We start from the raw sequence: 20,999 nt of genomic DNA on the forward strand, positions 1-20,999 counted from the left end.
CCCTGCCCGGGGCCCAGGACTACGTCACCGGCGCCCTCGTCCATGCCTGCCGCTTCGGCATGGGCCGGCTCATCCCGAACAAGATCTTCCGCGCTCCCGGCGCGGCCTGCTAACCCCGCCGGCGCCTGCGCCCGGGATTCATCCAGACAACCATGACCGCTACGTCCGACTCCACTTCGAAAAACGACATCCTGTTCGCCCGCGCCCAGCAGACCACGCCGGGCGGCGTGAACTCGCCCGTGCGCGCCTTCCGCTCCGTCGGCGGCACGCCGCGCTTCATCACGCGGGCCGAGGGGCCGTATTTCTGGGACGCGGACGGCAAGCGCTACATCGACTACATCGGCTCCTGGGGCCCGGCCATCGTCGGCCACACCCATCCGGACGTGGTGAAAGCCGTGCAGGACGCGGCCGCGCGTGGCCTGTCGTTCGGCGCGCCAACCGAGGGCGAGATCGAGATCGCCGAGGAAATCTGCCGCCTCGTGCCGTCGATCGAGCAGGTGCGCCTCGTCTCGTCCGGCACGGAAGCGACGATGAGCGCGCTGCGCCTCGCACGCGGCGCCACCGGCCGCGACAAGATCGTCAAGTTCGAAGGCTGCTACCACGGCCACGCCGATTCCCTGCTGGTCAAAGCCGGTTCGGGCCTGCTCACGTTCGGCAACCCGACGTCGGCCGGCGTGCCGGAAGACTTCGTCAAGCACACCATCGTCCTCGACTACAACAACATCCCGCAGCTGGAAGATGCGTTCCAGTCGATGGGCGACACCATCGCCTGCGTGATCGTGGAAGCCGTCGCCGGCAACATGAACCTGATCCGCGCGACGCCGGAATTCCTGCAGCGCATGCGCGAACTATGCACGGAATATGGCGCCGTGCTGATCTTCGACGAAGTGATGTCGGGCTTCCGCGTCGGCATCGGTGGCGCGCAGGCGCTGTACGGCATCGTGCCGGACCTGACCGCGCTCGGCAAAGTGATCGGCGGCGGCATGCCGGTCGCCGCGTTCGGCGGCCGCGCGGACCTGATGCAGAAGATGGCGCCGATCGGCCCCGTCTACCAGGCGGGCACGCTGTCCGGCAACCCGGTCGCCGTCGCCGCCGGCATGACCACGCTGAAGCTGATCCAGCAGCCGGGCTTCTACGAGCACCTGACGGCGCAGACGAAGAAACTGGTCGACGGCCTGACGGCGGCCGCGAAGGAAGCCGGTATCGCGTTCTGCGCGGACAGCGTCGGCGGCATGTTCGGCCTGTATTTCGCCGACACGATCCCGTCCAGCTACGGCCAGATGATGGCCGGCGACAAGGAGCGCTTCAACCGCTTCTTCCACGGCATGCTGGACGAAGGCGTGTACTTCGCGCCCGCGATGTTCGAAGCAGGTTTTGTCTCGGCCACGCACGACGATGCCGTGATCGCCGAGACGGTCGAAGCGGCCCGCCGCGTGTTTGCCCGCCTGGCGTGACCGCGCCCGGCCCGACATGCCGTTCAAGCTGTTCCGCCGCCTCACCGACAACGCCACGCTGAAATCGCTCGGCCCCGGCCTGATCACGGGCGCGGCCGACGACGACCCGTCCGGCATCGCGACGTATTCGCAGGCCGGCGCGCAATTCGGCTTCAACACGCTGTGGACGCTGGTGCTGACCTACCCGTTCATGGTCGGCATCCAGCTCGTGTCGGCACGCATCGGGCGCGTGACCGGACGCGGGCTCGCGGCCAACATCCGCCGCGCGTATTCGCCCTGGCTGCTGTACGCCATCGTCGCGCTGCTGCTCGTTGCCAACGTCATCAACATCGCGGCCGACATCGCCGCGATGGGCGAGGCGCTGCGCCTCGTGACGGGCACCGGCTCCAGCCACCTGTATGCGCTCGGTTTCGGCCTGCTGTGCCTCGCGCTGCAGGTCTTTTTGCCGTATGCCACCTACGTGCGCTACCTGAAATGGCTGACCCTGGGCCTGCTGGCCTACGTCGCGACGGCGTTCGCAGTGCACATGCCGTGGACGGAAGTCCTTGCGCGCACCGTGTGGCCCCATTTCGCCTTCACGAAGGATGCCGTCGCCCTCATCGTCGCCGTGTTCGGCACGACGATCAGCCCCTACCTCTTCTTCTGGCAAGCGTCGCAGGAAGTCGAGGAGATCCGCAACGACCACCACGCGCGCGCCCTGCGCACGCGCCCGCGCGACGCCGCCGCGCAACTCAGGCGCATCAAGGCCGACACCTTGATCGGCATGGGCTTTTCCAACCTCGTCGCCTTCTTCATCATGCTGACGACGGCCGTCACCTTGGGCGCGCACGGCATCACGAACATCCAGTCGTCCGCGCAGGCGGCCGAGGCGCTGCGGCCGGTGGCGGGCGAATTCGCGTTCCTCGCGTTCGCGCTGGGCATCGTCGGCACGGGCATGCTCGCCGTGCCCGTGCTGGCGGGGTCGGCCGCATATGCCGTCACCGAGAGCTTCCGCTGGCGCAACGGCATGGACCTGAAGGTCGTCGAGGCGCGCGAGTTCTACGGCATCATCGCGCTGGCCACGCTGGGCGGCGTCGCGCTCGACTTCGCCCCGGTCGACCCGATCGCGGCGCTGGTGCTGTCCGCGCAGATCAACGGCGTCATCGCCGTGCCGATCATGGCCGTCATGATGCTGCTCGCGCATAACCGCAAGATCATGGGCGGCTACACGTTATCCACACGCCATACCGTGATCGGCTGGATCGGCGTGGCGGTGATGCTCGTGGCCGTCGTGGCCATGTTTGCAACGATGTGACCGGTCGATCGTCCCCCACGCGTGGGGCTGCACGGGTGCGCCCACCGTATGTACGATGCGCTCCACATCGACCATCCATCAGGAGCCCCACCATGCAAACCACGACCGTTACTCCCCTGCCGCAACCGCAGTTCTCGCGCGCAGGCATCATCTGGATCAAGCTTGCCGTCCTCTACCTCATCTTCGGCATCTCGCTGGGCATCGCCATGGGCGCCAGCCAGAATTTCACCCTGCGCCCCGTGCACGCCCACGTCAACCTGCTGGGCTGGACGACACTGGCGCTCGCCGGCCTGATCTACAGCGTGTTCCCGAAGGCGGGCGAGAGCCGCCTCGCGCGCCTGCACTTCTGGCTGCTGAACCTCGCATTGCCCGTGATGATGGTCGCGCTCTCCATGCTGCTGCTGGGTCACATGGCCTTCGCGCCGGCGTTGGTGATCGCGGAAATCATCGCCGCGCTAGCCATCCTCGCGTTCGCCGCGAATCTGTTCGTGAATCTGAAGCAATAACGGGCCGCTCTCCGGTTATACTTTCCGGATAATAAAACCGGAGAGAGGCAACGACATGGCTGTGCGTACCATCCGCCACATTATTCCCTGTTCCTGCGCCGTACTGATCGCGGCAAGCGCTTTGTTCGCCGGCACCGCCGGCGCCGCAACGACCACCCCAGGAACCAGCATGGACAAGAAAACCGTATCGCTCGACACCATCCGCCGCCAGGAGCAGGCGCTGCAGTTCACGTCCTTCGACAACGACGCGGCGCTCGCGATCGGCAACAGGATCGTCGAGCAGGCGAAGGCGGACAAGGTCGCCGTCACGATCGACATCACGATCAACCGCAATCCGCTGTTCTTTTATGCGATGGCGGGTACGAGCCCGAACAACGTCGACTGGATCCGCCGCAAGAGCAACCTCGTGAACCGCACGGGTCACGCGTCGTTCTTCGTGCACACGGAGGCCGTCAACGCGGGCCGCGACTTCGACAACCTGCCCACGTTCGACTCGAAGGACTATGCCGCGCACGGCGGCTCGTTCCCGATCGTCATCAAGGGGACGGGCCAGGTCGGCACGATCACCGTGTCCGGCCTCGCGGGCGTGGACGACCATGCGATGGTCGTGCGCGCGCTGAAGTGGTACCTGAAAGCGGACGACGTCGCGCTGTAAGCATCAGGTCTCGACCGGCACCGCCTTCACGCGCCGCGCGCTCACGGCGCGCGACGCCCGCTTGCGCCACCAGATGATCACGCCGGTCACGCTCAGCATGGCGACGACGAGTCCCATGCACGAGATCAGGATCCGCCCCGGCAGCCCGAGGATGCGGCCCGAGTGCAACGGGAACTGGGCCTGCACGAAGATGTCGGCGGCCGTTCCCTTCCACGGCTGGCGGTCACCCAGCAGGCGGCCATCCTGGCCGTCGTAATACAGCAGCGCGGGGCCGACGCCGCCCGCGCCGTGGTCGTCGCCCGGCGCGAACAGGCTCACCATGTAGACGCCGTACTCCTGCGAATAATAAAGGCTGCCGACAGGCGCATTCCAGCCGCGCCGGCTCGCTTCGATGCCCGCGCGCGCGACGACGTCGCCGTACGGAACGCGCGGCTCGACCGGGTGCTGCAGGTCGGCCGGCACGCGGGTGTCGAACGGCGACGGCGTGACCTGCGTGAACGTCTGCATCACGGGATAGAACACTTCGCGGTACAAGTTCAGCGAAAACGCCGTGAAGGCGAGGACGAACAGCACGACCCATGTCCACAGGCTGAACGCGCGGTGCAGGTCGAAATTCAGCTTCGCGCCGCCGCCGCGCCAGCGCACCATCCACGCCGGCCGCCAGCGCTGCCACCACGACTTGCCGGGGTTGGCGGTTTGGCGCCGCACCGGCAGGGTCAGATAAAAGCCGACGAAGCAGTCGAGCGTCCACACCGCCGCGATGGCGCCCATCAGCCAGATGCCCCAGCGGTCCGGCAGATGCAGCGAATAATGCAGGCGGTACAGGAAGGACACGACCGTCTCGCGGCTGACCGGCCACACGGCGCCCCACTCGCGCCGGCCCAGTTCCGCGCCGCTGACCGGATCGACGAAGACCTGGTTGAAGCCGGGCGACCTCAAGGCGCCCGTGGCGGGATCGATGCGCGGCGCCACGCCCAGCGCCAGCGATTTCCCGGCTTGCGCGTGCAGCGGCACGTACGACACGCGCACGTCCGGATGGCGCGCCTCGACCCGGCGTGCCAGCGCCAGCGGATCCCGCGGCGTGCCGGGCGTATGCGCTTCCATCAGGTGCGGGTTGAGCAAGTCGTCCAGCTCGTGGTCCCACGAGATCACGGCGCCCGTGATCCCGCTGACGAACAGGAAGGCCGCGGTGAGCAGGCCGCACCAGCGGTGGATGAGGGTCCAGGTCGCGCGCATGGTCAGAACGCGTACTTCAGCGTCAGGGTCGTGCTGCGCGGGGCCGCGTACGTGATCGCGCCGTACGCGGAGAACATGCCGAAATGCTTGCGGTCGAACGCATTGTTGACGTTCAGCTGGGCCGACAGCTGCCGCGTGATGTCGTAGCGGGCCATCAGGTTGACGACGCTGAACGGCGACTGCTCGATCAGGCCATTCGTGCCGGCGGGGGCGCCCGGGTCGACCGTGTACGTGCGGCCTTCCCAGTTCACGCCGCCGCCGACACTCAACGCGCTCCACGCATCCGGCAGGCGATACGTCGTGAAGACGCGGAACAGGCGGCGCGGATAGACGCTGTTGACGTCCGCGCCGGCCGCATCCTTCGCGCGGTACTGCGTGTAGCCGGCCGTCACGTTCCAGCCTTTCGCCAGTTCGCCGGACGCATCGAACTCGATGCCCTCGCTCGTCGCGCCGGCGGCCGCGCGGTAATACGTCTCCGGCGCCAGCGGGCCGCTGCCGTCGCGGTCGACGAGGCCCGCTTCCTGGCCCAGGTTGTTCTGCTTCGCGCGGAACACGGCGAACGCCCCGTTCAGGCGGCCGTCGAGGAATTCGGCTTTCACGCCCGCCTCGCAGCTCGTGCCGACGATCGGGTCGAGCATGTTGCCGTCGATGTCCTTCAGGTTCTGCGGCTGGAAGATGTCCGTGTAGCTCGCGTACACGGAATACGTCCCGTCGATGTCGTAGACGACGCCCGCGTACGGCGTCACTTCGCGCTCGTGCCTGATGTCGTACGCGGCCGTGTACAGGCCGCGGCCCGACTTTTCATAGTCGGTCACGCGGGCGCCCACGATCAGGGTGAGCGGATCGGCGAGCGAGAAGCGCGCCACGCCGTACAGCGCGGCCTGCTTCGTCGCGCTGCTTTCGTAGAACGTCGGCGCGCTCCACGCGGGCTGCCGGTACGCGGTCCCCGTCCACGCGTTGAAGTCGCCGACGCCCGGCACGCCGGCGCCCGTGCCGAAATCGGCCGCGCGGCTGTTGGAGACGAAGGTCTGCTTCTGGTGCAGCACGCCGAACGCCACTTCGTGCGTGCGGCCGGCGAGTTCGAACGGACCGCTCGCGTGCAGGCCGGCGTTGTCCTGCTTCGTGCGGGTCGCGTACGAGCCGGCGAAGGCGGCGAGGCCCTCGCCCGTCGCGCGGTCCGGCACGCCCGACAGGTACAGCAGGTAGGAATCGGACCGGCGGTCGCCCCGGCTGGCGGTGGCCCTGACCTTCCAGCCGTTGGCGAAACCGTGTTCCAGGTTGACGAAGGCGCTGTCGTACGAGGTCGGCCAACGGGTCCAGTCCGCGGCCGACGTCTTCGAGACGTCCCAGTCCGTCTTCGACCCGTCCGAATGCCAGTACGGCAGGCCGCCCCACATCGGGCCGTTCGCCTGCGTTTCCTGGCGGCTGATCCCGACCTGCAGCAGGGTCGAGCGGCCCAGGTCCGCGTCGATCGTCGCGTACGCGGTCTTGTTCCGGTTCGACAGCAGCGACACCCAGCTGTCGCCATCCGTGTACTCGCCGACGAAGCGGGCACGTACGCTGCCGTCCCGCGTCAGCGGCGTCGTCACGTCGCCCAGCAGGCGGCGCTGGTTCCAGCGGCCGATGCCCGCTTCCACCGTGCCGGCCAGGGTCTTGCCGGTCGCATGCTTGCGCACGAGGTTGATGGCGGCGGACGGGTTGCCGGCGCCCGTCATCAGCCCCGTCGCGCCGCGCACGACGTCGACGCGGTCGTACAGCGCCAGGCTGCCCAGCACCTCGCCCGCGCTCCACGACTGTTCCCACGTCGTCGGCACGCCGTCGATCTGCAGGTTGTCGATGTCGAACCCGCGCGCGGTGAAGCCGGCGCGGCTCGTCTCGTACTGGTTCACGGACACGCCCGTCACGTTGTTGACGACGTCCGTCACGGTGAGCAGGCCCTGGTCCTCGATGCGCTGCTGCGTCACCACCGTGACGGATTGCGGCGTCTCGCGCAGCGACAGGGTCAGCGGCACGGCCGTCCGGTCCTTGCCCGTCGTGTACGAGCCGGTCCCCTCGGTCGTTTCGCCGAGCCGCGTGGCGCTGATCTGCACCTGCTGGACCGGTGCGTCGACCGGATCATCGGCGGCGGCCTCGGCCAGCAGCGGCAAGGCAAGCGCGACGGCGGCCGCGAGGCGGTTGGGTGGAATACGCCGGGCGGCGCGCGCATGCATGGCCATCGAATCACTCCGTTCTGGATCTAATATTGAACGCGAATGATAATGATTCTCATTTAATGAGTCAACGACAATGAGACGAACGCATATCTGCGCTGCCGGCTGGGCCGGCGCACGGGATCACGGGAACATGTCGGGGATTACTTCAACCAGCCGCGGTGGCGGAAGTACAGGAACGGCGCGATCGCGCTGACGACCATCAGGCCCAGCGACCAGCCGTAGCCGAACTGCCAGTGCAGTTCCGGCAGGAATTCGAAGTTCATGCCGTAGATGCTGGCGATCAAGGTCGGCGGCAGGAACGCGACCGAGGCCACCGAGAAGATCTTGATGATCTTGTTCTGGTTGATGTTGATGAAGCCGACGGTGGCATCCATCAGGAAGTTGATCTTGTCGAACAGGAATGACGTGTGGCCGTCGAGCGATTCGATGTCGCGCAGGATCTGGCGCGCCTCCTCGAACTGTTCCGCGTTCAGCAATCGGCCACGCATCAGGAAGCTGACGGCGCGGCGCGTGTCCATCATGTTGCGGCGGATGCGGCCGTTCAAGTCTTCCTCGTGGGCGATCGCATTCAGCGCGGAGGCCGCGTCCTGGTCGGTGAATTCCTTCTGCAGCACGCGCTGGCTGACGTCTTCCAGGCTCTCGTAAATGCCTTCCAGCGCATCGGCCGAGTACTCGGCGTCGGTCGCGTACAGGTCCAGCAGCACGTCCATGTAGTCCTCGATCGACCCGGGCCGCGAGCGCGCGCGCAGGCGCACGAGGCGGAACACGGGCAGGTCGTCCGTGTGGACCGAGAACAGGATCTTCTTGGCCAGGATGAACGCGACGGTCACGATGCGCGACGGGCCGTCCTCTTCCTCGCGCAGGAAGTCGGTGCGCAGGTGCAGGTCGCCGTTTTCCGCTTCGTAGTAGCGCGCGGACGCCTCGATGTCCTGGACTTCGTCCTCGCCGGGCAGGATCACGTCATAGGTCGACTTGACCCAGGCGCGCTCCTCGTCGGTCGGGTCGAGGAGGTCGACCCAGACGGCAGGCGCGTTCTCCAGATCGGCGCGCGACGCGATGGGTATCTGGTTCAGTCGGCCATTTTGTAGGACAAATACATTGATCATGCGCTGCTTTCTCGGCCGGATTCGGAAACAGCGCAAGTGTACCTGTAAGCCCTGAGGGCGGCCAGCCTAAAGCAGATGAAACCGGGGTCAGAGCCCGATTTTTGGAAATATCCTGAGCAAACTTGTCGGCAATGCGTTGTCCGATTCAGCATGCTCTTGAGTTATTGCCAAAATCCGGGCTCTGACCCCGGTTCAGGGCAATTCCGCTGCGTTCATGCGGCGCTGGATGATGGCCGTGCGGCGTGCCAGGTAGTTGGTGTCGCGGTGGCGGTCGTAGTAGCGCGGGTTCGGCAGCATCACGGCCAGCCGGGCGGCCTGGGCGGCGTTCAGGTTCGCGGCCGGGATGCGGAAATAATGGCGCGCCGCAGCCTCGGCGCCGAACACGCCGCGGCCGAATTCGACCACGTTCAGGTAGATCTCGAGGATGCGTTCCTTGTCCATCACCGCTTCCAGCATGTAGGCGATGACCAGTTCCTGGCCCTTGCGCAGGTAGTTGCGCGAGCCGGACAGGAACAAATTCTTGGCCAGCTGCTGGGTAATCGTCGAGCCGCCGCCCACGACCCGGTGCTTCTTGTTGTTGCGCTCGTACGCCTTTTCCAGCGCGTCCCAGTCGACGCCGTCGTGGTCGACGAAATTGGAATCTTCGGACGCGATCACGGCGCGCTTGAGGTTGTTCGAGATGCGCGCGTACGGCACCCACACCTGCTCCACCTTCGCGTTCGGATTCCGCTCGCGCAGCGCCGACAACTGCTGGCGCATCATGCTTGTGGACGACGGGTTGAACTGCGTCCACCAGCACACCATCGCAAAGAAATACAGCTGCAGCAGGACGACGAGCAGCAGCGGCCCGAGGACGATCCACTTCAGCCAGCGCCGCCCGCCGGTTTTTGCGCGCGCGGGCGCGCCCGCCTTGAGCGTGCCGATGCCGCTCATGATGCGCGCATGCGGGCCAGCAGGGCCGACGTCTCCGGCCGCACACCGCGCCAGGTCAAGAACGCTTCCGCCGCCTGCTCGACCAGCATGCCGAGGCCATCGCGCACGGTCGCGCCGTGGAAGGCCGCGAACGCCATGAACGGCGTCGGCTCCTTCCCGTACATCATGTCCAGCGCCAGCGTCCCCGCGCGGAAGGCCGACGCGGGCACCGGCGGCAGGTCGGCCGACAGGCTGGCCGACGTCGCGTTGACGACGACGTCGAACGCACCCTCGATGTCGGCAAACCCGCAGGCGCTGATCTGCCCCGGGTAAGCCACGTGATCGGCAAAGTGGGACACGAGCGCATCGGCCGTCGCGCGCGTGCGGTTGGCGATCACGATCGCTTCCGGCTTCTCGTTCAAGAACGGCAGGATGACGCCGCGCGCCGCGCCGCCCGCGCCCAGCAGCAGGACGCGCTTGCCGGTGAGCGGCACGCCGGCGTTCCTGACGATGTCCGCGACGAGGCCCGGACCGTCCGTGTTGTCGCCGACGATCTCGCCATTTTCGAAGCGCAAGGTGTTGACGGCACCGGCCAGGCGCGCCCGCGCTTCCAGCCGGGTGGCCAGCGCGGCCGCTTCCAGCTTGAACGGGAGCGTCACGTTGGCGCCGCGGTAGCCTTGCGCGACGAGGTCGCGGACAGTGTCCGCAAAACCGTCGAGCGGCGCCAGGCAGCGCTCGTACGAGATGTCCTGGCCGGTCGCGGCCGCGAACGCGGCGTGGATGTCCGGCGATTTGCTGTGGGCGATCGGGTTGCCGATCACGCAATATTTATCCGTCATGAAGTCTCCTGTTATCCTTCGCCGCGCAGTTCGGCCTGCAGTTTTTCTTCGCGGGTGAATTTGAAGCGGGTGACGACGATCCAGAGGTCGTCCTTGTCGGTCGAGCGCATATTGGCCGGGAATTTGCCGAACGGCGCGGCGCGGCGGACGATCGCCAGCGCGGCCTTGTCCAGCGCCGGATTGCCGGAACTGCGTTCGATGCGCGGTCCGCCTTCTTTTTCGTACAGCGTGCCGTCCTGGAAGATCGGGATGTAGACGACCAGCTCGCCGTACAGCTTCTTGCCGTTCTGCTGCGGGAAGTTCAAGGTGCCGACCTCCTCCACGCGCTTCTGCATCGCCTTGTAGTACATGGCGTAGCCGACCTCGCGCGTGCTGGGGCTGATGAACGTCTTTTTCGGGCGCTTGTTCTCGTCGGCGATGCGCTGGGTGATCTCGGCCGTCATGCGCGCGATCGCCTTGGTGGAGTCGAGGTTGTCCTCGCCCGTGCGGCTGGGGTCGGGCTTCGTCTGTTCGGCCACGGGCGCGCTGTTGAACTGCGACTGGCGCATCTTCGTCAGCACGCTTTTCTGCTGTTGTTCCAGTTCCGCGATGCGGCGTTGCAGGGCCTTGATACTGTCGCCATTCTCGACCTTGCGCAGGTCCGGCAGGGGCGACTGGGCGCGGCCGGCATCGGCATTGCCGCCGCCGTCCAGGTTGGCCTGGGCCAGCGCGTCCGCCTTGACGGGGGCACGCGCATGCTTCGCGTTGACCAGGATGACCTCCAGGCCCGGATCGGCCGGCTGCAGCCGGAACGCGTCCGGCGCGGCGAAACGGACCGCCAGCAGGGAGGCGTGCGCCAGCACCGAGCAGGTGATGGCGATCATCAGGGGGCGGTTGTGTCGGAGGGTGTTCACGCGCTGCGGGGTGGGACGGTTGGGGTCATGGAACTCCCCATTCTACCGTGCAGGCCGGCCGATTTGCGAGCCTTGCGGAAAGACCCGACCGCTGAAGTCACCACGAACGCAACAGGATCTTGTCGACGTGTCAACGATCGGTATCAGTCACACATCATGCGGCCTGCTCGCCCGTGACGTCGGTCTGCGTTTCCGGATCGGTGACGGCCACGGCACCTTCGGCCTCGGCCGCTTCCGCTGCCGCCGCCTCGCCCGTGTCTTCTTCCTCGTCCAGGCCCAGTTCCTCGGCCGCTTCGGGCGCCACGGCCGCGACTTCGAGCAGGCGCGCCTCCAGCGCCAGGTCGACCTCGTCCCAGCGCACGATGTCCAGGCGAACCTGCGCGCCGCGCGCCGCCTGCGGCATGCCCGGCAGGCGGATCACGAGCGGGATCTCGACGAGGCGCAACACCTCGTCCTTCAGCACGACGGCCTCGACCTGCCTGGCGTTTTCCTGCGCCAGCCAGCGCAGGCACCAGTAACGCTCCATGTTCTGCTGGAAGTCGTTATAGGCGGAGTACGCGGCGTCGAATGCGGAGACGATCGAGAACAGCGTGGCATCGCGGTGCTTGAACGGGGCGACGAGCGGCGCCGTCACGCCATTGCTGGCGCACGCGAGGATCTGCCACTGGTTCACGAGGTCCGTATAGCGGCGCAGCGGCGACGTCGACCACGCATATTGATCGACGCCGAGGCCCTGGTGCGGCGCCGCGTGCGTCACCATGCGCACCTGCATCTTGGCGGCCCAGCCGCCGGCGCCCGGACCCTGCGAGCGGTAGATGCCCGGCACGCCGCAGTCGTGCAGCAGCTTGCCCCACGTGCTGTTCGCGAAGATCATCAGCTCGGCCACGATCTTGTCCAGCGGCGCGCCGCGCTTGCGGCGCACGATCGTGACGACGTCGTCCTCGACATAGAAATTGAAGTCGACGCGGTTCGCCTGTTCCGGTTTCAGGCCGAACGCTTCGCGCTTCTTCATGCGGCCCGCTTCCAGCTGCAGCGCCCACTGCCACAGCAGGCCCAGTTCCATCTTGTGCGGGTAGTCGCCTTCGCCGTTGTTCAGCGTCTCCTCGTTGACGACGTCGTCGAGGTCGTTGTGACGCAGGTTGTTCTTGATGGGCACGCGCTCGGCGCGGGTCGTCGTCGAGAGCACGGTCCACGTGGCCGGATCCAGCACGGCATACAGCGACAGCGCCGGGCAGTCGTTGCCCTCGGCCAGCGTGTAGGCGTCGACGACGTCGTCCGGCAGCATCGTGATCTTGTCGCCCGGCATATACACGGTCGACATGCGCGCGCGGGCGATCTTGTCGATGGCGTCGTCCGGACGGATGCCCAGGCCCGGCGCCGCGATGTGGATGCCCACGCGGACGGTGCCGTCATCCAGCTTTTCGACGGAGAACGCGTCATCGATCTCGGTGGTCGTCACATCGTCGATCGAGAACGCGGCCACGTTCGCCAGCGGCAGGTCGGCGGGCGGGGTCGGCACGGCGACGGGCGGGAAGCCGGCGCCGCGCGGGAAGTGTTCGAACAGGAAGCGGCCCATGTGCAGCTCTTTCGCCGACGCGATGCCGCCCGTGGACAGCATCAGGCGCGGCGCCGTCGTCTGCAGCTCGTCGGCCGCCGTTTCGAGCGCCTTGTATTCGATGCTGTTCTTGTCCGGCTTGAACAGCAGTTGCTGGACGAGCGGCTGCATCGCCTGCGGCAGCGTGCCGGCCTTCAGTTCCTCGACATACGCGGCCTGGACGATGGCCTGCTGTTTCTTCTTTTCGATGCCGGCCAGCGCCGCGCGCAGCGATTGTTCCGGCGCCGCCTTGTAGCGGCCGCGGCCCTTCTTGTAGAAATAGATCGGCGCGCCGTGCAGCGCCAGCACGAGGCCGGCCGCTTCGAACGGCAGCGGCGCGTGGCCGAAGTACTCGGCGCCCAGTTCCGCGAATCCGAATTCTTCCTGGCCCGCGACTTCCCACAGGAATTCCAGATCGACGTCCGCCGCGACGGCCTTCGCCTGTTCCAGCAAGGTCGCGGGGTCCGGCTTGTCGAACTGCAGCATCACGTCGCGCGCCTTGACCTTCGTACGCTTCCCGCTCGGCATTTCGACCTGGTAGGCCTCGCCCGCCTGCGACAGCACGGTGCCGACCTTGAAATCGCCGGACTCTTCGAAAAATAAGTTCATTTTGTATTCGTATTCATATTAAATGCGGTCGCCTCGAGATCGAGCACCTCGGGCAGGAAGACCTCGGTGACCAGCAGCAGTCCCTGGCGGCGGCGGTACACGCAGCGTCGCGCAAAATAAGTGTCGCGCGCCGGCCCGTTCCGGCCGAGCGCAGCATGCACGCGCGCCACCAGCGGATGGCCGGGACGCAGCCGCGCGAATTCGAGCGGCCCGCGCGTGACCCGAGGATCGTAAAACAGCGTGGTGCCGAGCGAACGTTCGCCCAGCGCCGAAAACAGGGGCCAGTCGCTCGCGCTCGCGCTCATCGGCACGACGGTGTGGCCGTACACGACCGGTTGCCCGTCGCAGCGCAGCAGCACTTCGCGTTCCCACACGCGCCGGGGCCGCGCCAGGCCGATCGCGTCGGCCTCGTCCGCCAGGCAGACATTGCCCGCCTGGCGCAGTTTCTGTACCCGGAAATGCCGGCTGTGCGCGATCAGGCGCGCCGTCAGCGAACCCGGCGTCGTCAGCCAGTCGCGCATGACGGCCGGCGCGCCCGTACCGTCCGGATGCGCCAGCCAGCGGGCCCGGCGCAGCGACGCGGGCCTCACTGACGATGGTCCGATCCGGCGTCGCCTTCGTCTGGATTATCCGTCAGGCAGAAAGCCAGCACCTCATCGACATACTGCTCGAATTCCGACACCGCGTGGTCGCTGCCCTGGATGACGTGCTGGTGCGCGCCCGCGTAATGCGCAACCATGTCGCGGTAGTCCAACACCTCGTCGCCCGTGGCGGCCAGCAGGAAATAGCGCGCCGGCCGGGTGATGGCGCCGACCTTCAATGCGGCCAGTTCGTCGATGTAGTCGCGCTTGAATTCGAACGGCTCGCCCGTATGCCATTCGGTCGTGATGCCGACGTGTTTATCGAGGTCTTTCAAGGGATCGACGGCCGGATTGATCAGCGCGGCGCGGCAGCCGAAGCGTTCCGCCAGCCAGGTGGCGTAGAAGCCGCCCAGCGACGAACCGATGATCGCGAGATTGCCCGAATAGCGTTCGACCAGCGTGAGGACGAGGTCCATGGCGGCCTTCGGCGAGGCCGGCAGTTGCGGGCAGATCAGGTTGCCGGCGCGGCCGGCCGCTTCCATCCGCTGCTGTACCACGCGCGCCTTGAACGAGCGCGGGGACGAGCGGAAGCCGTGCAGATAGAGGAGGTGGACGCGCGCGCCCTCGCGGGCGCCTGCGGAAAAGCCTGCTGTCCCGCTCATGCCGCCATCGCCTCCAGCAGCTTCTGGTGCACGCCGCCGAAGCCGCCGTTGCTCATCACGAGGATGTGGTCGCCCGGCTGCGCGGCCTGGACGATCGCCTGCACCATGTAGTCGAGCTGGTCGAAGCTGTGCGCGTTGGCGCCCAGCGGTTTCAAGGCGTCGGCCAGCGACCAGCCCAGCGCCTGCGGGCTGCCGAAGCCGAACACGAGGTCCGCATCCTTCAGGCTGCCCGGCAGCGCATCCTTCATCGCGCCCAGCTTCATCGTGTTCGAGCGGGGTTCCAGCACGGCCAGGATGCGGCCACTTGTACCGATCTTCTGGCGCAGGCCGCCGACGGTCGTCGCGATCGCCGTCGGATGGTGCGCGAAGTCGTCGTACACCGTCACGCCGTTGACGACGCCGCGCACTTCCATGCGCCGCTTGACATTCTGGAAGCGGGCCAGCGACTCGATCGCCTGCGCGGGCGGCACGCCCACGTGGCGCGCGGCCGCGATGGCGGCCATGGCGTTGCTGCGGTTGTGGTGGCCGGTCAGGTCCCAGTGGACGGTGCCCTGCTTGTCGCCCTTGAAGAACACGTCGAAGCTGGAACCGCCCGGATGTTCGACGAGGCTCCAGTCCACGCCTTCGGCCGAGCCGAAACTTTCCTTCTCGCTCCAGCAGCCGCGCTTCAGCACGCGCGCCAGCGACGCTTCGTCGCCGTTCACGACGATGCGCCCGACGCCGGGCACGGTGCGCACGAGGTGGTGGAATTGGGTCTCGATGGCGCCGATATCGGGGAAGATGTCGGCGTGATCGTATTCGAGGTTGTTCAGCACGGCGGTCTTGGCGTGGTAGTGCACGAACTTCGAACGCTTGTCGAAGAAGGCCGTGTCGTACTCGTCCGCCTCGATCACGAAGAAGTCGGACTCGGTCTCGCCGGACAGGCGCGCCGACACGCCGAAGTTCAGCGGCACGCCGCCGATCAGGAATCCCGGCGAATAGCCGGCGTCTTCCAGGATCCACGCCAGCATCGACGTCGTCGTCGTCTTGCCGTGCGTGCCCGCGACAGCGAGCACCCATTTATTACGGAGAATGTGGTCGCCGATCCATTGCGGGCCAGATACGTACGGCAAGCCGCGGTTCAGGATCTCCTCGACGAGCGGATTACCGCGCGTCATCACGTTGCCAACGACGTACAGGTCCGGGTTCAGGCTCACCTGTTCGGGCCCGTAACCTTGGATCAGCTCGATGCCCTGGGCTTCGAGCTGGGTGCTCATCGGAGGGTAGACGTTGGCGTCGCACCCGGTGACGCGGTGGCCGGCCTCTTTGGCCAGCACCGCGAGGCCGCCCATGAAGGTGCCGCAGATGCCGAGGATATGGATGTGCATGACGTGCCGAAGGGATCTCTGTAATGGCGAATACGCGATTCTACCCGACGCGATGCCATTTTCCTTTCAAGAGTATGATCTCGGACATGATGCCCAATTCAAACGACGACCTCCAACAGGTGCGCGCACGCATCGCCGCGACGGCCGCCCGCATGATCGCCCAGGATGGGGCCGATTACTCGACGGCCAAGACGAAGGCGGCGCGCCAGGTGCTCGGCGTCGATCGCCCTTCTCCTAATTACCTGCCGGATAATCTGCAAGTCGAAGACGAGGTGCGCCGCTACCAGGCATTGTTCCACGGCCCGGCCCAGGCCGCGCGCCTGCAACACATGCGCAGTACGGCGCTGGAAGTGATGGACCAATTGGCCGAGTTCCGTCCGTATATTACCGGTGCGGTCTTGAACGGAACGGCGGGCGAACATGACGACATCCACCTGCAATTATTTGCCGACAGCGCCAAGGAAGTCGAAATCTGGCTGTTGAATCGCAATGTCAATATCGAGATTTCGGAAACTCCCCACTTCAAAGGGGGACGCTACGATCCGGTAGAAACGGTAAGCTTCATGTGGCATAAGGAAATGGTGCACGCCGAGCTTTATGATATGAACGATTTACGCGGTGCGCTGAAAACCCGCGCGGACGGCAGCCTGCAGCGCGCCGATACTGCCACGCTCCGCACCCTGACGAACAACGACTCTCTCGAACACGATGAATAAGAAACACCTGGCCGGTTATGTGATCCTGGCCGCCGCCTTTACGGTTCTCGGTGCCATCGCCGGCGTGAAGCAGGATGCCAAGGGTCCGCTGACGACGACCTATACACCCACGGACGGAAGGCCGCACACGGCGGTGACGAATCTGTATGCGACCTCGCTGAACGACCTGGCCGGCAAGCCGCAGCCGCTCGCCCGGTGGAAGGGCAAGCCGCTGCTCGTCAACTTCTGGGCGTCGTGGTGCGCACCGTGCGTGTCGGAGATGCCGGAATTGTCGGAACTGGCGGCCAAGGACAGCGGCAAGACCTTCAATGTGATCGGCATCGGCATCGATTCCCCCACGAACCTCGCCGAGTTTGCCCGCAAAATCAAGATTTCCTACCCATTGTACGTAGGCGGCATGGGTGGCACCGACCTCGCGCGCGGCCTCGGCAACGCGAACGGCGGGCTGCCATTTACGGTGCTGATCGGCGCAGATGGGCAGGTCCGCAAGACTTACCTGGGCCGTCTGAAGTTCGATCAGGTGCGCGCCGACCTGGCCAAGTTGTAGTTCCAGCGAACGGTCGTTCACTTATTTTCCGACTTCTTTTTATCGCTTGCCAACACGTAACGTTGGCGGCAAAATGCCTGTCTTTCGGGCAAACAGACGGTTGAATATGGCGAAAAAGCTACTGCTGCTCAATGGCCCTAATTTGAATTTGTTGGGGACACGTGAGCCTGCGGTGTACGGCGCGACGACGCTGGCCGACATCGAGCAGGCCGCCACCGCCCAGGCACGGGAAGCCGGGGCGGAGATCGTCTGTTTCCAAAGCAACCATGAAGGCGCGCTGATCGACCGCATTCACGCCGCCCGCCAGGAAAGCGTGGACGCGATCGTCATCAACCCGGGCGGTTTGACCCATACCAGCGTGGCGCTGCGCGATGCGCTGGCCGGGGTGGACATTCCGTTCGTGGAAGTGCACATCTCTAATATTTACAAGCGCGAGGAATTCCGGCACCACTCTTTCCTGTCGGCGATCGCGCTGGGCACGATCTGCGGGCTGGGAGCGGATGGATATCGCTTTGCCATCGACTTCGCGCTGAAACAACGTTAATCTACGTCAACTTCACGCATTCGCGCATAAGTACCTACCGCCGACGCGCCGTATGCTCTTAAACAAATAATTCCAAGGGGTTTCACATGGATCTAAGAAAACTCAAGACACTGATCGACCTCGTCGCCGAGTCGGATATCGCCGAACTCGAAGTGACCGAAGGCGAAAGCAAGGTCCGCATCGTCAAGTCGTCGGCAATCCCGCAGAATCAGATGGTCATGGTGCCGCAGCAAGGCGTCCAGCAATACTCGGCACCGGCCGTCCAGGCACCGGCAGCCGCGCCCGCAGCAGCCCCGGCCGCACCGGCCGAACCGACCGGCCACGTCGTCAAGTCGCCGATGGTCGGCACGTTCTACCGTTCCTCGGCACCGGGCGCCCCGGCGTTCGTCGAAGTGGGCGCTACGGTGAAGGAAGGCGATACCCTGTGCATCATCGAAGCGATGAAGCTCCTGAATGAAATCGATGCCGACCTGTCCGGCACCGTCACCAAGATCCTGGTGGAAAACGGCCAGCCCGTCGAATTCGGCCAGCCGCTGTTCGTGATCGGCTAAACGTCTCCGGCGCGGTCGTCCGACCGCGCCCTCCCGGCACGCTGCCGGCACTCAAAGAAACACCGAACTTACCATGTTTGAAAAAATTCTTATCGCCAACCGTGGTGAAATCGCGTTGCGTATCCAGCGCGCCTGCCGCGAGATGGGCATCAAGACGGTTGTCGTGCACTCCGAGGCGGACAAGGACGCCAAGTACGTGAAGCTGGCCGACGAGTCCGTTTGTATCGGCCCGGCACCGTCCGCGCAAAGCTACCTGAGCATGCCGGCGATCATCAGCGCGGCGGAAGTCACGGACGCCGAAGCGATCCACCCCGGCTACGGCTTCCTGTCGGAAAACGCCGACTTCGCCGAACGCGTCGAAAAATCGGGCTTCGTCTTCATCGGCCCGCGCCCTGAATCGATCCGCCTGATGGGCGACAAGGTCTCGGCCAAGCAGGCGATGATCCGCGCCGGCGTGCCGTGCGTGCCCGGTTCGGACGGCGCCCTGCCCGACGATCCGAAAGAGATCATCCAGACCGCGCGCCGCGTCGGCTACCCGGTCATCATCAAGGCCGCCGGCGGCGGTGGCGGCCGCGGCATGCGCGTCGTGCACACGGAAGCCGCGCTGCTGAACGCCGTCGCGATGACCAAGACGGAAGCCGGCACCGCGTTCGGCAATCCGGAAGTCTATATGGAGAAATACCTGGAGAATCCGCGCCACGTGGAAATCCAGATCCTCGCCGACGAACACAAGCAGGCCGTCTGGCTGGGCGAGCGCGACTGCTCCATGCAGCGCCGCCACCAGAAGGTCATCGAGGAAGCGCCGGCACCGGGCATCCCGCGCAAGCTGATCGAGAAGATCGGCGACCGCTGCGCCGAAGCCTGCCGCAAGATCGGCTACCGCGGCGCCGGCACGTTCGAATTCCTGTACGAGAACGGCGAGTTCTACTTCATCGAGATGAACACCCGCGTGCAGGTCGAACACCCGGTCACCGAAATGATCACCGGCATCGACATCGTGCAGGAGCAGATCCGCATCGCCTGCGGCGAGCGCCTGCGCTTCCGCCAGCGCGACATCATGCTGTCGGGCCACGCGATCGAGTGCCGCATCAACGCGGAAGACCCGTTCAAGTTCACCCCGTCGCCGGGCCGCATCACGGGCTGGCACCCGCCGGGCGGCCCCGGCATCCGCGTCGATTCGCATTCGTACGCCGGCTATTACGTGCCGCCGCACTACGATTCGATGATCGGCAAGGTCATCGCCTACGGCGCCACGCGCGACCAGGCGATCCGCCGCATGCAGATCGCGTTGTCGGAAATGGTCGTCGAGGGTATCCTGACCAACATCCCGCTGCACCGCGAACTGATGGTCGACGCCCGCTTCATCGAAGGCGGCACCAACATCCACTACCTGGAGCAGAAGCTGGCCCACAAGCCGGACCTGCCGAAGGATGGCGCGATCGGCGCCAAAGCCGAGGTCGCAGACGCAAAGGCTGATCAATGAGCTGGACGGAAGTCATAATCGAGATCGCACGCGAGCACGCCGAGGGGCTGTCCGACGCCCTGATGGAAGTGGGCGCGCTGTCGGTCTCGGTGGAAGACGCGGACGAAGGCACGGAAGACGAGAAGCCCCTGTTCGGCGAACCGGGCATGGTGCCGAAGGAAGCCGCCTGGGATCACAGCCGCGTCGTCGCGCTGACGGACGAGGATGCCGACCAGGCCGCGATCGTGGCCGAGGCTGCGGCGGCCATCGGCCTGCGGCAGGCGCCTGCATTCACGACGCGTCCCGTCGCGGACGCCGACTGGGTACGCCTCACGCAATCGCAGTTCGAGCCGATCCACATCGGCAAGAACATCTGGGTCGTGCCGAGCTGGCACGAAGCCCCGGATCCCGACGCGCTGATCCTCGAAGTCGACCCGGGCCTCGCATTCGGCACGGGCAGCCATCCGACCACGCGCCTGTGCATGGAATGGCTGGAAGCCCACCCGGCGCCCGGCAAATCGGTGCTGGACTACGGCTGCGGCTCGGGCATCCTCGCGATGGTCGCGAAGAAGCTCGGCGCGGCTGGCGTCACCGGCGTCGACATCGACGAGCAGGCCATCGAATCCGCCAGGCTGAACGCGGAACGCAACCGCTGCGAGATCGATTTCCACGTGCCGGACGACTTCGTCGCATCAAGGCACGGCAACGAACGTTTCGACATCGTCGTCGCGAACATCCTGTCGAGCCCATTGAAGCTGATGGCGCCGATGCTCTCAAGCCGCGTGGCCGACGGCGGTTCGCTGATCCTGTCGGGCGTGCTGGCGCGCCAGGCCGAGGAAGTGGCCGCCGCGTACGCACCTTTCATCAAGCTGGGCGTCTGGGCCGAGCAGGACGGCTGGGTCGCTCTTCACGGGCAGCTCGGCGCAGAAAATGCACCTGGGGCACGTGCCACCGACGGCAGCAAATAAGGCATGGCGCTCGCCACCCAGTGCCCGCATTGCCACACCACGTTCCGCGTCGCCGCGGACCAACTCAAGCTCCGCGGCGGCATCGTCCGCTGCGGGTCTTGCCAGCGCATCTTTGACGGCAACGCCCACCTGATCGACCTGGACAAGCCGGCAGCGCCGGCGCCCGTCCAGGAAGACGACGCGCTGCCCGTCTACACCCTCGACTTCGACCACACCTTCGATCCGCTCGGCATCCTGCCGAAGCCTGCCGACGACGTGCCCGAGCCCGCGCGCGCGCAGGTGTGGCGGCG

General features: G+C 66.1%; 21 protein-coding genes. 11 read left to right on the forward strand and 10 right to left on the reverse strand.

Annotated features, from left to right (window positions below; all coding sequences use genetic code 11):
• Window positions 1-152: 152 nt before the first annotated feature.
• The 4 genes from hemL to ACEN88_RS06580 all read left to right on the forward strand — a co-directional run bounded on the left by hemL (window position 153) and on the right by ACEN88_RS06580 (window position 3,909).
• Window positions 153-1,454 (forward strand): glutamate-1-semialdehyde 2,1-aminomutase, encoded by a 1,302-nt coding sequence (hemL, locus tag ACEN88_RS06565; RefSeq protein ID WP_413338081.1) that lies wholly within the window; start codon window positions 153-155, stop codon window positions 1,452-1,454.
• Between the two features lie 16 nt (window positions 1,455-1,470).
• The gene (locus ACEN88_RS06570) at window positions 1,471-2,748 is read left to right on the forward strand and encodes an NRAMP family divalent metal transporter (protein ID WP_413338083.1); all 1,278 of its coding nucleotides are present in this window, start codon (window positions 1,471-1,473) and stop codon (window positions 2,746-2,748) included.
• A gap of 92 nt (window positions 2,749-2,840) precedes the next feature.
• Window positions 2,841-3,254 carry a hypothetical protein gene (locus ACEN88_RS06575; RefSeq protein WP_413338084.1) on the forward strand — a complete coding sequence of 138 codons (414 nt, stop codon included), beginning with the start codon at window positions 2,841-2,843 and terminating at the stop codon, window positions 3,252-3,254.
• Window positions 3,255-3,423: 169 nt separating this feature from the next.
• Window positions 3,424-3,909 carry a heme-degrading domain-containing protein gene (locus ACEN88_RS06580; RefSeq protein WP_413338086.1) on the forward strand — a complete coding sequence of 162 codons (486 nt, stop codon included), beginning with the start codon at window positions 3,424-3,426 and terminating at the stop codon, window positions 3,907-3,909.
• 3 nt (window positions 3,910-3,912) lie between these two features.
• Here the strand turns inward: ACEN88_RS06580 and ACEN88_RS06585 are convergent, their stop codons facing one another.
• From ACEN88_RS06585 to mpl, 10 genes are all read right to left on the reverse strand, one after another.
• A complete protein-coding gene (locus tag ACEN88_RS06585) occupies window positions 3,913-5,145 on the reverse strand; it encodes a PepSY-associated TM helix domain-containing protein (RefSeq protein ID WP_413338088.1) in 1,233 nt (410 codons plus the stop codon).
• Between the two features lie 2 nt (window positions 5,146-5,147).
• Complete coding sequence (locus ACEN88_RS06590; protein ID WP_413338089.1) at window positions 5,148-7,361, reverse strand: TonB-dependent siderophore receptor; 2,214 nt, start codon at window positions 7,359-7,361, stop codon at window positions 5,148-5,150.
• Between the two features lie 137 nt (window positions 7,362-7,498).
• Entirely contained in the window at window positions 7,499-8,464 is a 966-nt protein-coding gene (corA, locus tag ACEN88_RS06595; protein ID WP_413338091.1) for a magnesium/cobalt transporter CorA, read from the reverse strand.
• Window positions 8,465-8,656: 192 nt separating this feature from the next.
• Complete coding sequence (mtgA, locus tag ACEN88_RS06600; RefSeq protein WP_413338093.1) at window positions 8,657-9,397, reverse strand: monofunctional biosynthetic peptidoglycan transglycosylase; 741 nt, start codon at window positions 9,395-9,397, stop codon at window positions 8,657-8,659.
• A complete protein-coding gene (gene aroE, locus ACEN88_RS06605) occupies window positions 9,394-10,215 on the reverse strand; it encodes a shikimate dehydrogenase (RefSeq protein WP_413338095.1) in 822 nt (273 codons plus the stop codon). The genes mtgA and aroE overlap by 4 nt, the downstream gene beginning before the upstream one ends.
• An 11-nt stretch (window positions 10,216-10,226) precedes the next feature.
• Complete coding sequence (locus tag ACEN88_RS06610) at window positions 10,227-11,078, reverse strand: TonB family protein (RefSeq protein WP_413338113.1); 852 nt, start codon at window positions 11,076-11,078, stop codon at window positions 10,227-10,229.
• 184 nt (window positions 11,079-11,262) lie between these two features.
• On the reverse strand, window positions 11,263-13,311 hold the full coding sequence (locus tag ACEN88_RS06615) for a ribonuclease catalytic domain-containing protein (protein ID WP_413338097.1): 2,049 nt from the start codon (window positions 13,309-13,311) through the stop codon (window positions 11,263-11,265).
• Window positions 13,308-13,901: a chorismate--pyruvate lyase family protein gene (locus ACEN88_RS06620; protein WP_413338099.1), complete on the reverse strand. Its 594-nt coding sequence runs from the start codon at window positions 13,899-13,901 to the stop codon at window positions 13,308-13,310. Before ACEN88_RS06620 ends, ACEN88_RS06615 begins: the two co-directional genes overlap by 4 nt.
• Window positions 13,898-14,554 (reverse strand): YqiA/YcfP family alpha/beta fold hydrolase, encoded by a 657-nt coding sequence (locus tag ACEN88_RS06625; protein WP_413338101.1) that lies wholly within the window; start codon window positions 14,552-14,554, stop codon window positions 13,898-13,900. Before ACEN88_RS06625 ends, ACEN88_RS06620 begins: the two co-directional genes overlap by 4 nt.
• Window positions 14,551-15,921 carry a UDP-N-acetylmuramate:L-alanyl-gamma-D-glutamyl-meso-diaminopimelate ligase gene (gene mpl, locus ACEN88_RS06630; RefSeq protein ID WP_413338103.1) on the reverse strand — a complete coding sequence of 457 codons (1,371 nt, stop codon included), beginning with the start codon at window positions 15,919-15,921 and terminating at the stop codon, window positions 14,551-14,553. The genes ACEN88_RS06625 and mpl overlap by 4 nt, the downstream gene beginning before the upstream one ends.
• 86 nt (window positions 15,922-16,007) lie before the next feature.
• Between mpl and ACEN88_RS06635 the strand changes: the two genes are divergently transcribed.
• The 7 genes from ACEN88_RS06635 to ACEN88_RS06665 all read left to right on the forward strand — a co-directional run.
• Window positions 16,008-16,637 (forward strand): hypothetical protein, encoded by a 630-nt coding sequence (locus tag ACEN88_RS06635; RefSeq protein ID WP_413338114.1) that lies wholly within the window; start codon window positions 16,008-16,010, stop codon window positions 16,635-16,637.
• Complete coding sequence (locus tag ACEN88_RS06640; protein ID WP_413338105.1) at window positions 16,630-17,184, forward strand: redoxin domain-containing protein; 555 nt, start codon at window positions 16,630-16,632, stop codon at window positions 17,182-17,184. The genes ACEN88_RS06635 and ACEN88_RS06640 overlap by 8 nt, the downstream gene beginning before the upstream one ends.
• A 106-nt stretch (window positions 17,185-17,290) precedes the next feature.
• On the forward strand, window positions 17,291-17,728 hold the full coding sequence (aroQ, locus tag ACEN88_RS06645; RefSeq protein ID WP_413338106.1) for a type II 3-dehydroquinate dehydratase: 438 nt from the start codon (window positions 17,291-17,293) through the stop codon (window positions 17,726-17,728).
• An 86-nt stretch (window positions 17,729-17,814) separates the two neighbouring features.
• Window positions 17,815-18,279, forward strand: a complete 465-nt coding sequence (accB, locus tag ACEN88_RS06650; protein WP_056129930.1) for an acetyl-CoA carboxylase biotin carboxyl carrier protein — start codon at window positions 17,815-17,817, stop codon at window positions 18,277-18,279.
• Between the two features lie 73 nt (window positions 18,280-18,352).
• The gene (accC, locus tag ACEN88_RS06655) at window positions 18,353-19,762 is read left to right on the forward strand and encodes an acetyl-CoA carboxylase biotin carboxylase subunit (RefSeq protein WP_413338107.1); all 1,410 of its coding nucleotides are present in this window, start codon (window positions 18,353-18,355) and stop codon (window positions 19,760-19,762) included.
• The gene (prmA, locus tag ACEN88_RS06660) at window positions 19,759-20,709 is read left to right on the forward strand and encodes a 50S ribosomal protein L11 methyltransferase (RefSeq protein WP_413338109.1); all 951 of its coding nucleotides are present in this window, start codon (window positions 19,759-19,761) and stop codon (window positions 20,707-20,709) included. The genes accC and prmA overlap by 4 nt, the downstream gene beginning before the upstream one ends.
• Before the next feature lie 3 nt (window positions 20,710-20,712).
• Window positions 20,713-20,999, forward strand: a 287-nt coding sequence (locus ACEN88_RS06665) for a zinc-ribbon domain-containing protein (RefSeq protein ID WP_413338111.1), incomplete at its 3' end; no start/stop codon positions are given.

Source organism: Massilia sp. CT11-108, assembly GCF_047302915.1.
Classification (GTDB): domain Bacteria; phylum Pseudomonadota; class Gammaproteobacteria; order Burkholderiales; family Burkholderiaceae_D; genus Telluria; species Telluria orientalis.

Coding starts and splice junctions, on each gene's coding strand:
- ACEN88_RS06625 (WP_413338101.1), bottom strand. CDS start 14,554: ATGAGCGGGACAGCAGGCTTTTCCGCAGGCGCCCGCGAGGGCGCGCGC.
- hemL (WP_413338081.1), top strand. CDS start 153: ATGACCGCTACGTCCGACTCCACTTCGAAAAACGACATCCTGTTCGCC.
- ACEN88_RS06580 (WP_413338086.1), top strand. CDS start 3,424: ATGGACAAGAAAACCGTATCGCTCGACACCATCCGCCGCCAGGAGCAG.
- ACEN88_RS06615 (WP_413338097.1), bottom strand. CDS start 13,311: ATGAACTTATTTTTCGAAGAGTCCGGCGATTTCAAGGTCGGCACCGTG.
- ACEN88_RS06585 (WP_413338088.1), bottom strand. CDS start 5,145: ATGCGCGCGACCTGGACCCTCATCCACCGCTGGTGCGGCCTGCTCACC.
- mpl (WP_413338103.1), bottom strand. CDS start 15,921: ATGCACATCCATATCCTCGGCATCTGCGGCACCTTCATGGGCGGCCTC.
- ACEN88_RS06590 (WP_413338089.1), bottom strand. CDS start 7,361: ATGGCCATGCATGCGCGCGCCGCCCGGCGTATTCCACCCAACCGCCTC.
- accC (WP_413338107.1), top strand. CDS start 18,353: ATGTTTGAAAAAATTCTTATCGCCAACCGTGGTGAAATCGCGTTGCGT.
- ACEN88_RS06635 (WP_413338114.1), top strand. CDS start 16,008: ATGATGCCCAATTCAAACGACGACCTCCAACAGGTGCGCGCACGCATC.
- ACEN88_RS06640 (WP_413338105.1), top strand. CDS start 16,630: ATGAATAAGAAACACCTGGCCGGTTATGTGATCCTGGCCGCCGCCTTT.
- mtgA (WP_413338093.1), bottom strand. CDS start 9,397: ATGAGCGGCATCGGCACGCTCAAGGCGGGCGCGCCCGCGCGCGCAAAA.
- aroQ (WP_413338106.1), top strand. CDS start 17,291: ATGGCGAAAAAGCTACTGCTGCTCAATGGCCCTAATTTGAATTTGTTG.
- aroE (WP_413338095.1), bottom strand. CDS start 10,215: ATGACGGATAAATATTGCGTGATCGGCAACCCGATCGCCCACAGCAAA.
- prmA (WP_413338109.1), top strand. CDS start 19,759: ATGAGCTGGACGGAAGTCATAATCGAGATCGCACGCGAGCACGCCGAG.
- ACEN88_RS06575 (WP_413338084.1), top strand. CDS start 2,841: ATGCAAACCACGACCGTTACTCCCCTGCCGCAACCGCAGTTCTCGCGC.
- ACEN88_RS06570 (WP_413338083.1), top strand. CDS start 1,471: ATGCCGTTCAAGCTGTTCCGCCGCCTCACCGACAACGCCACGCTGAAA.
- corA (WP_413338091.1), bottom strand. CDS start 8,464: ATGATCAATGTATTTGTCCTACAAAATGGCCGACTGAACCAGATACCC.
- accB (WP_056129930.1), top strand. CDS start 17,815: ATGGATCTAAGAAAACTCAAGACACTGATCGACCTCGTCGCCGAGTCG.
- ACEN88_RS06610 (WP_413338113.1), bottom strand. CDS start 11,078: ATGATCGCCATCACCTGCTCGGTGCTGGCGCACGCCTCCCTGCTGGCG.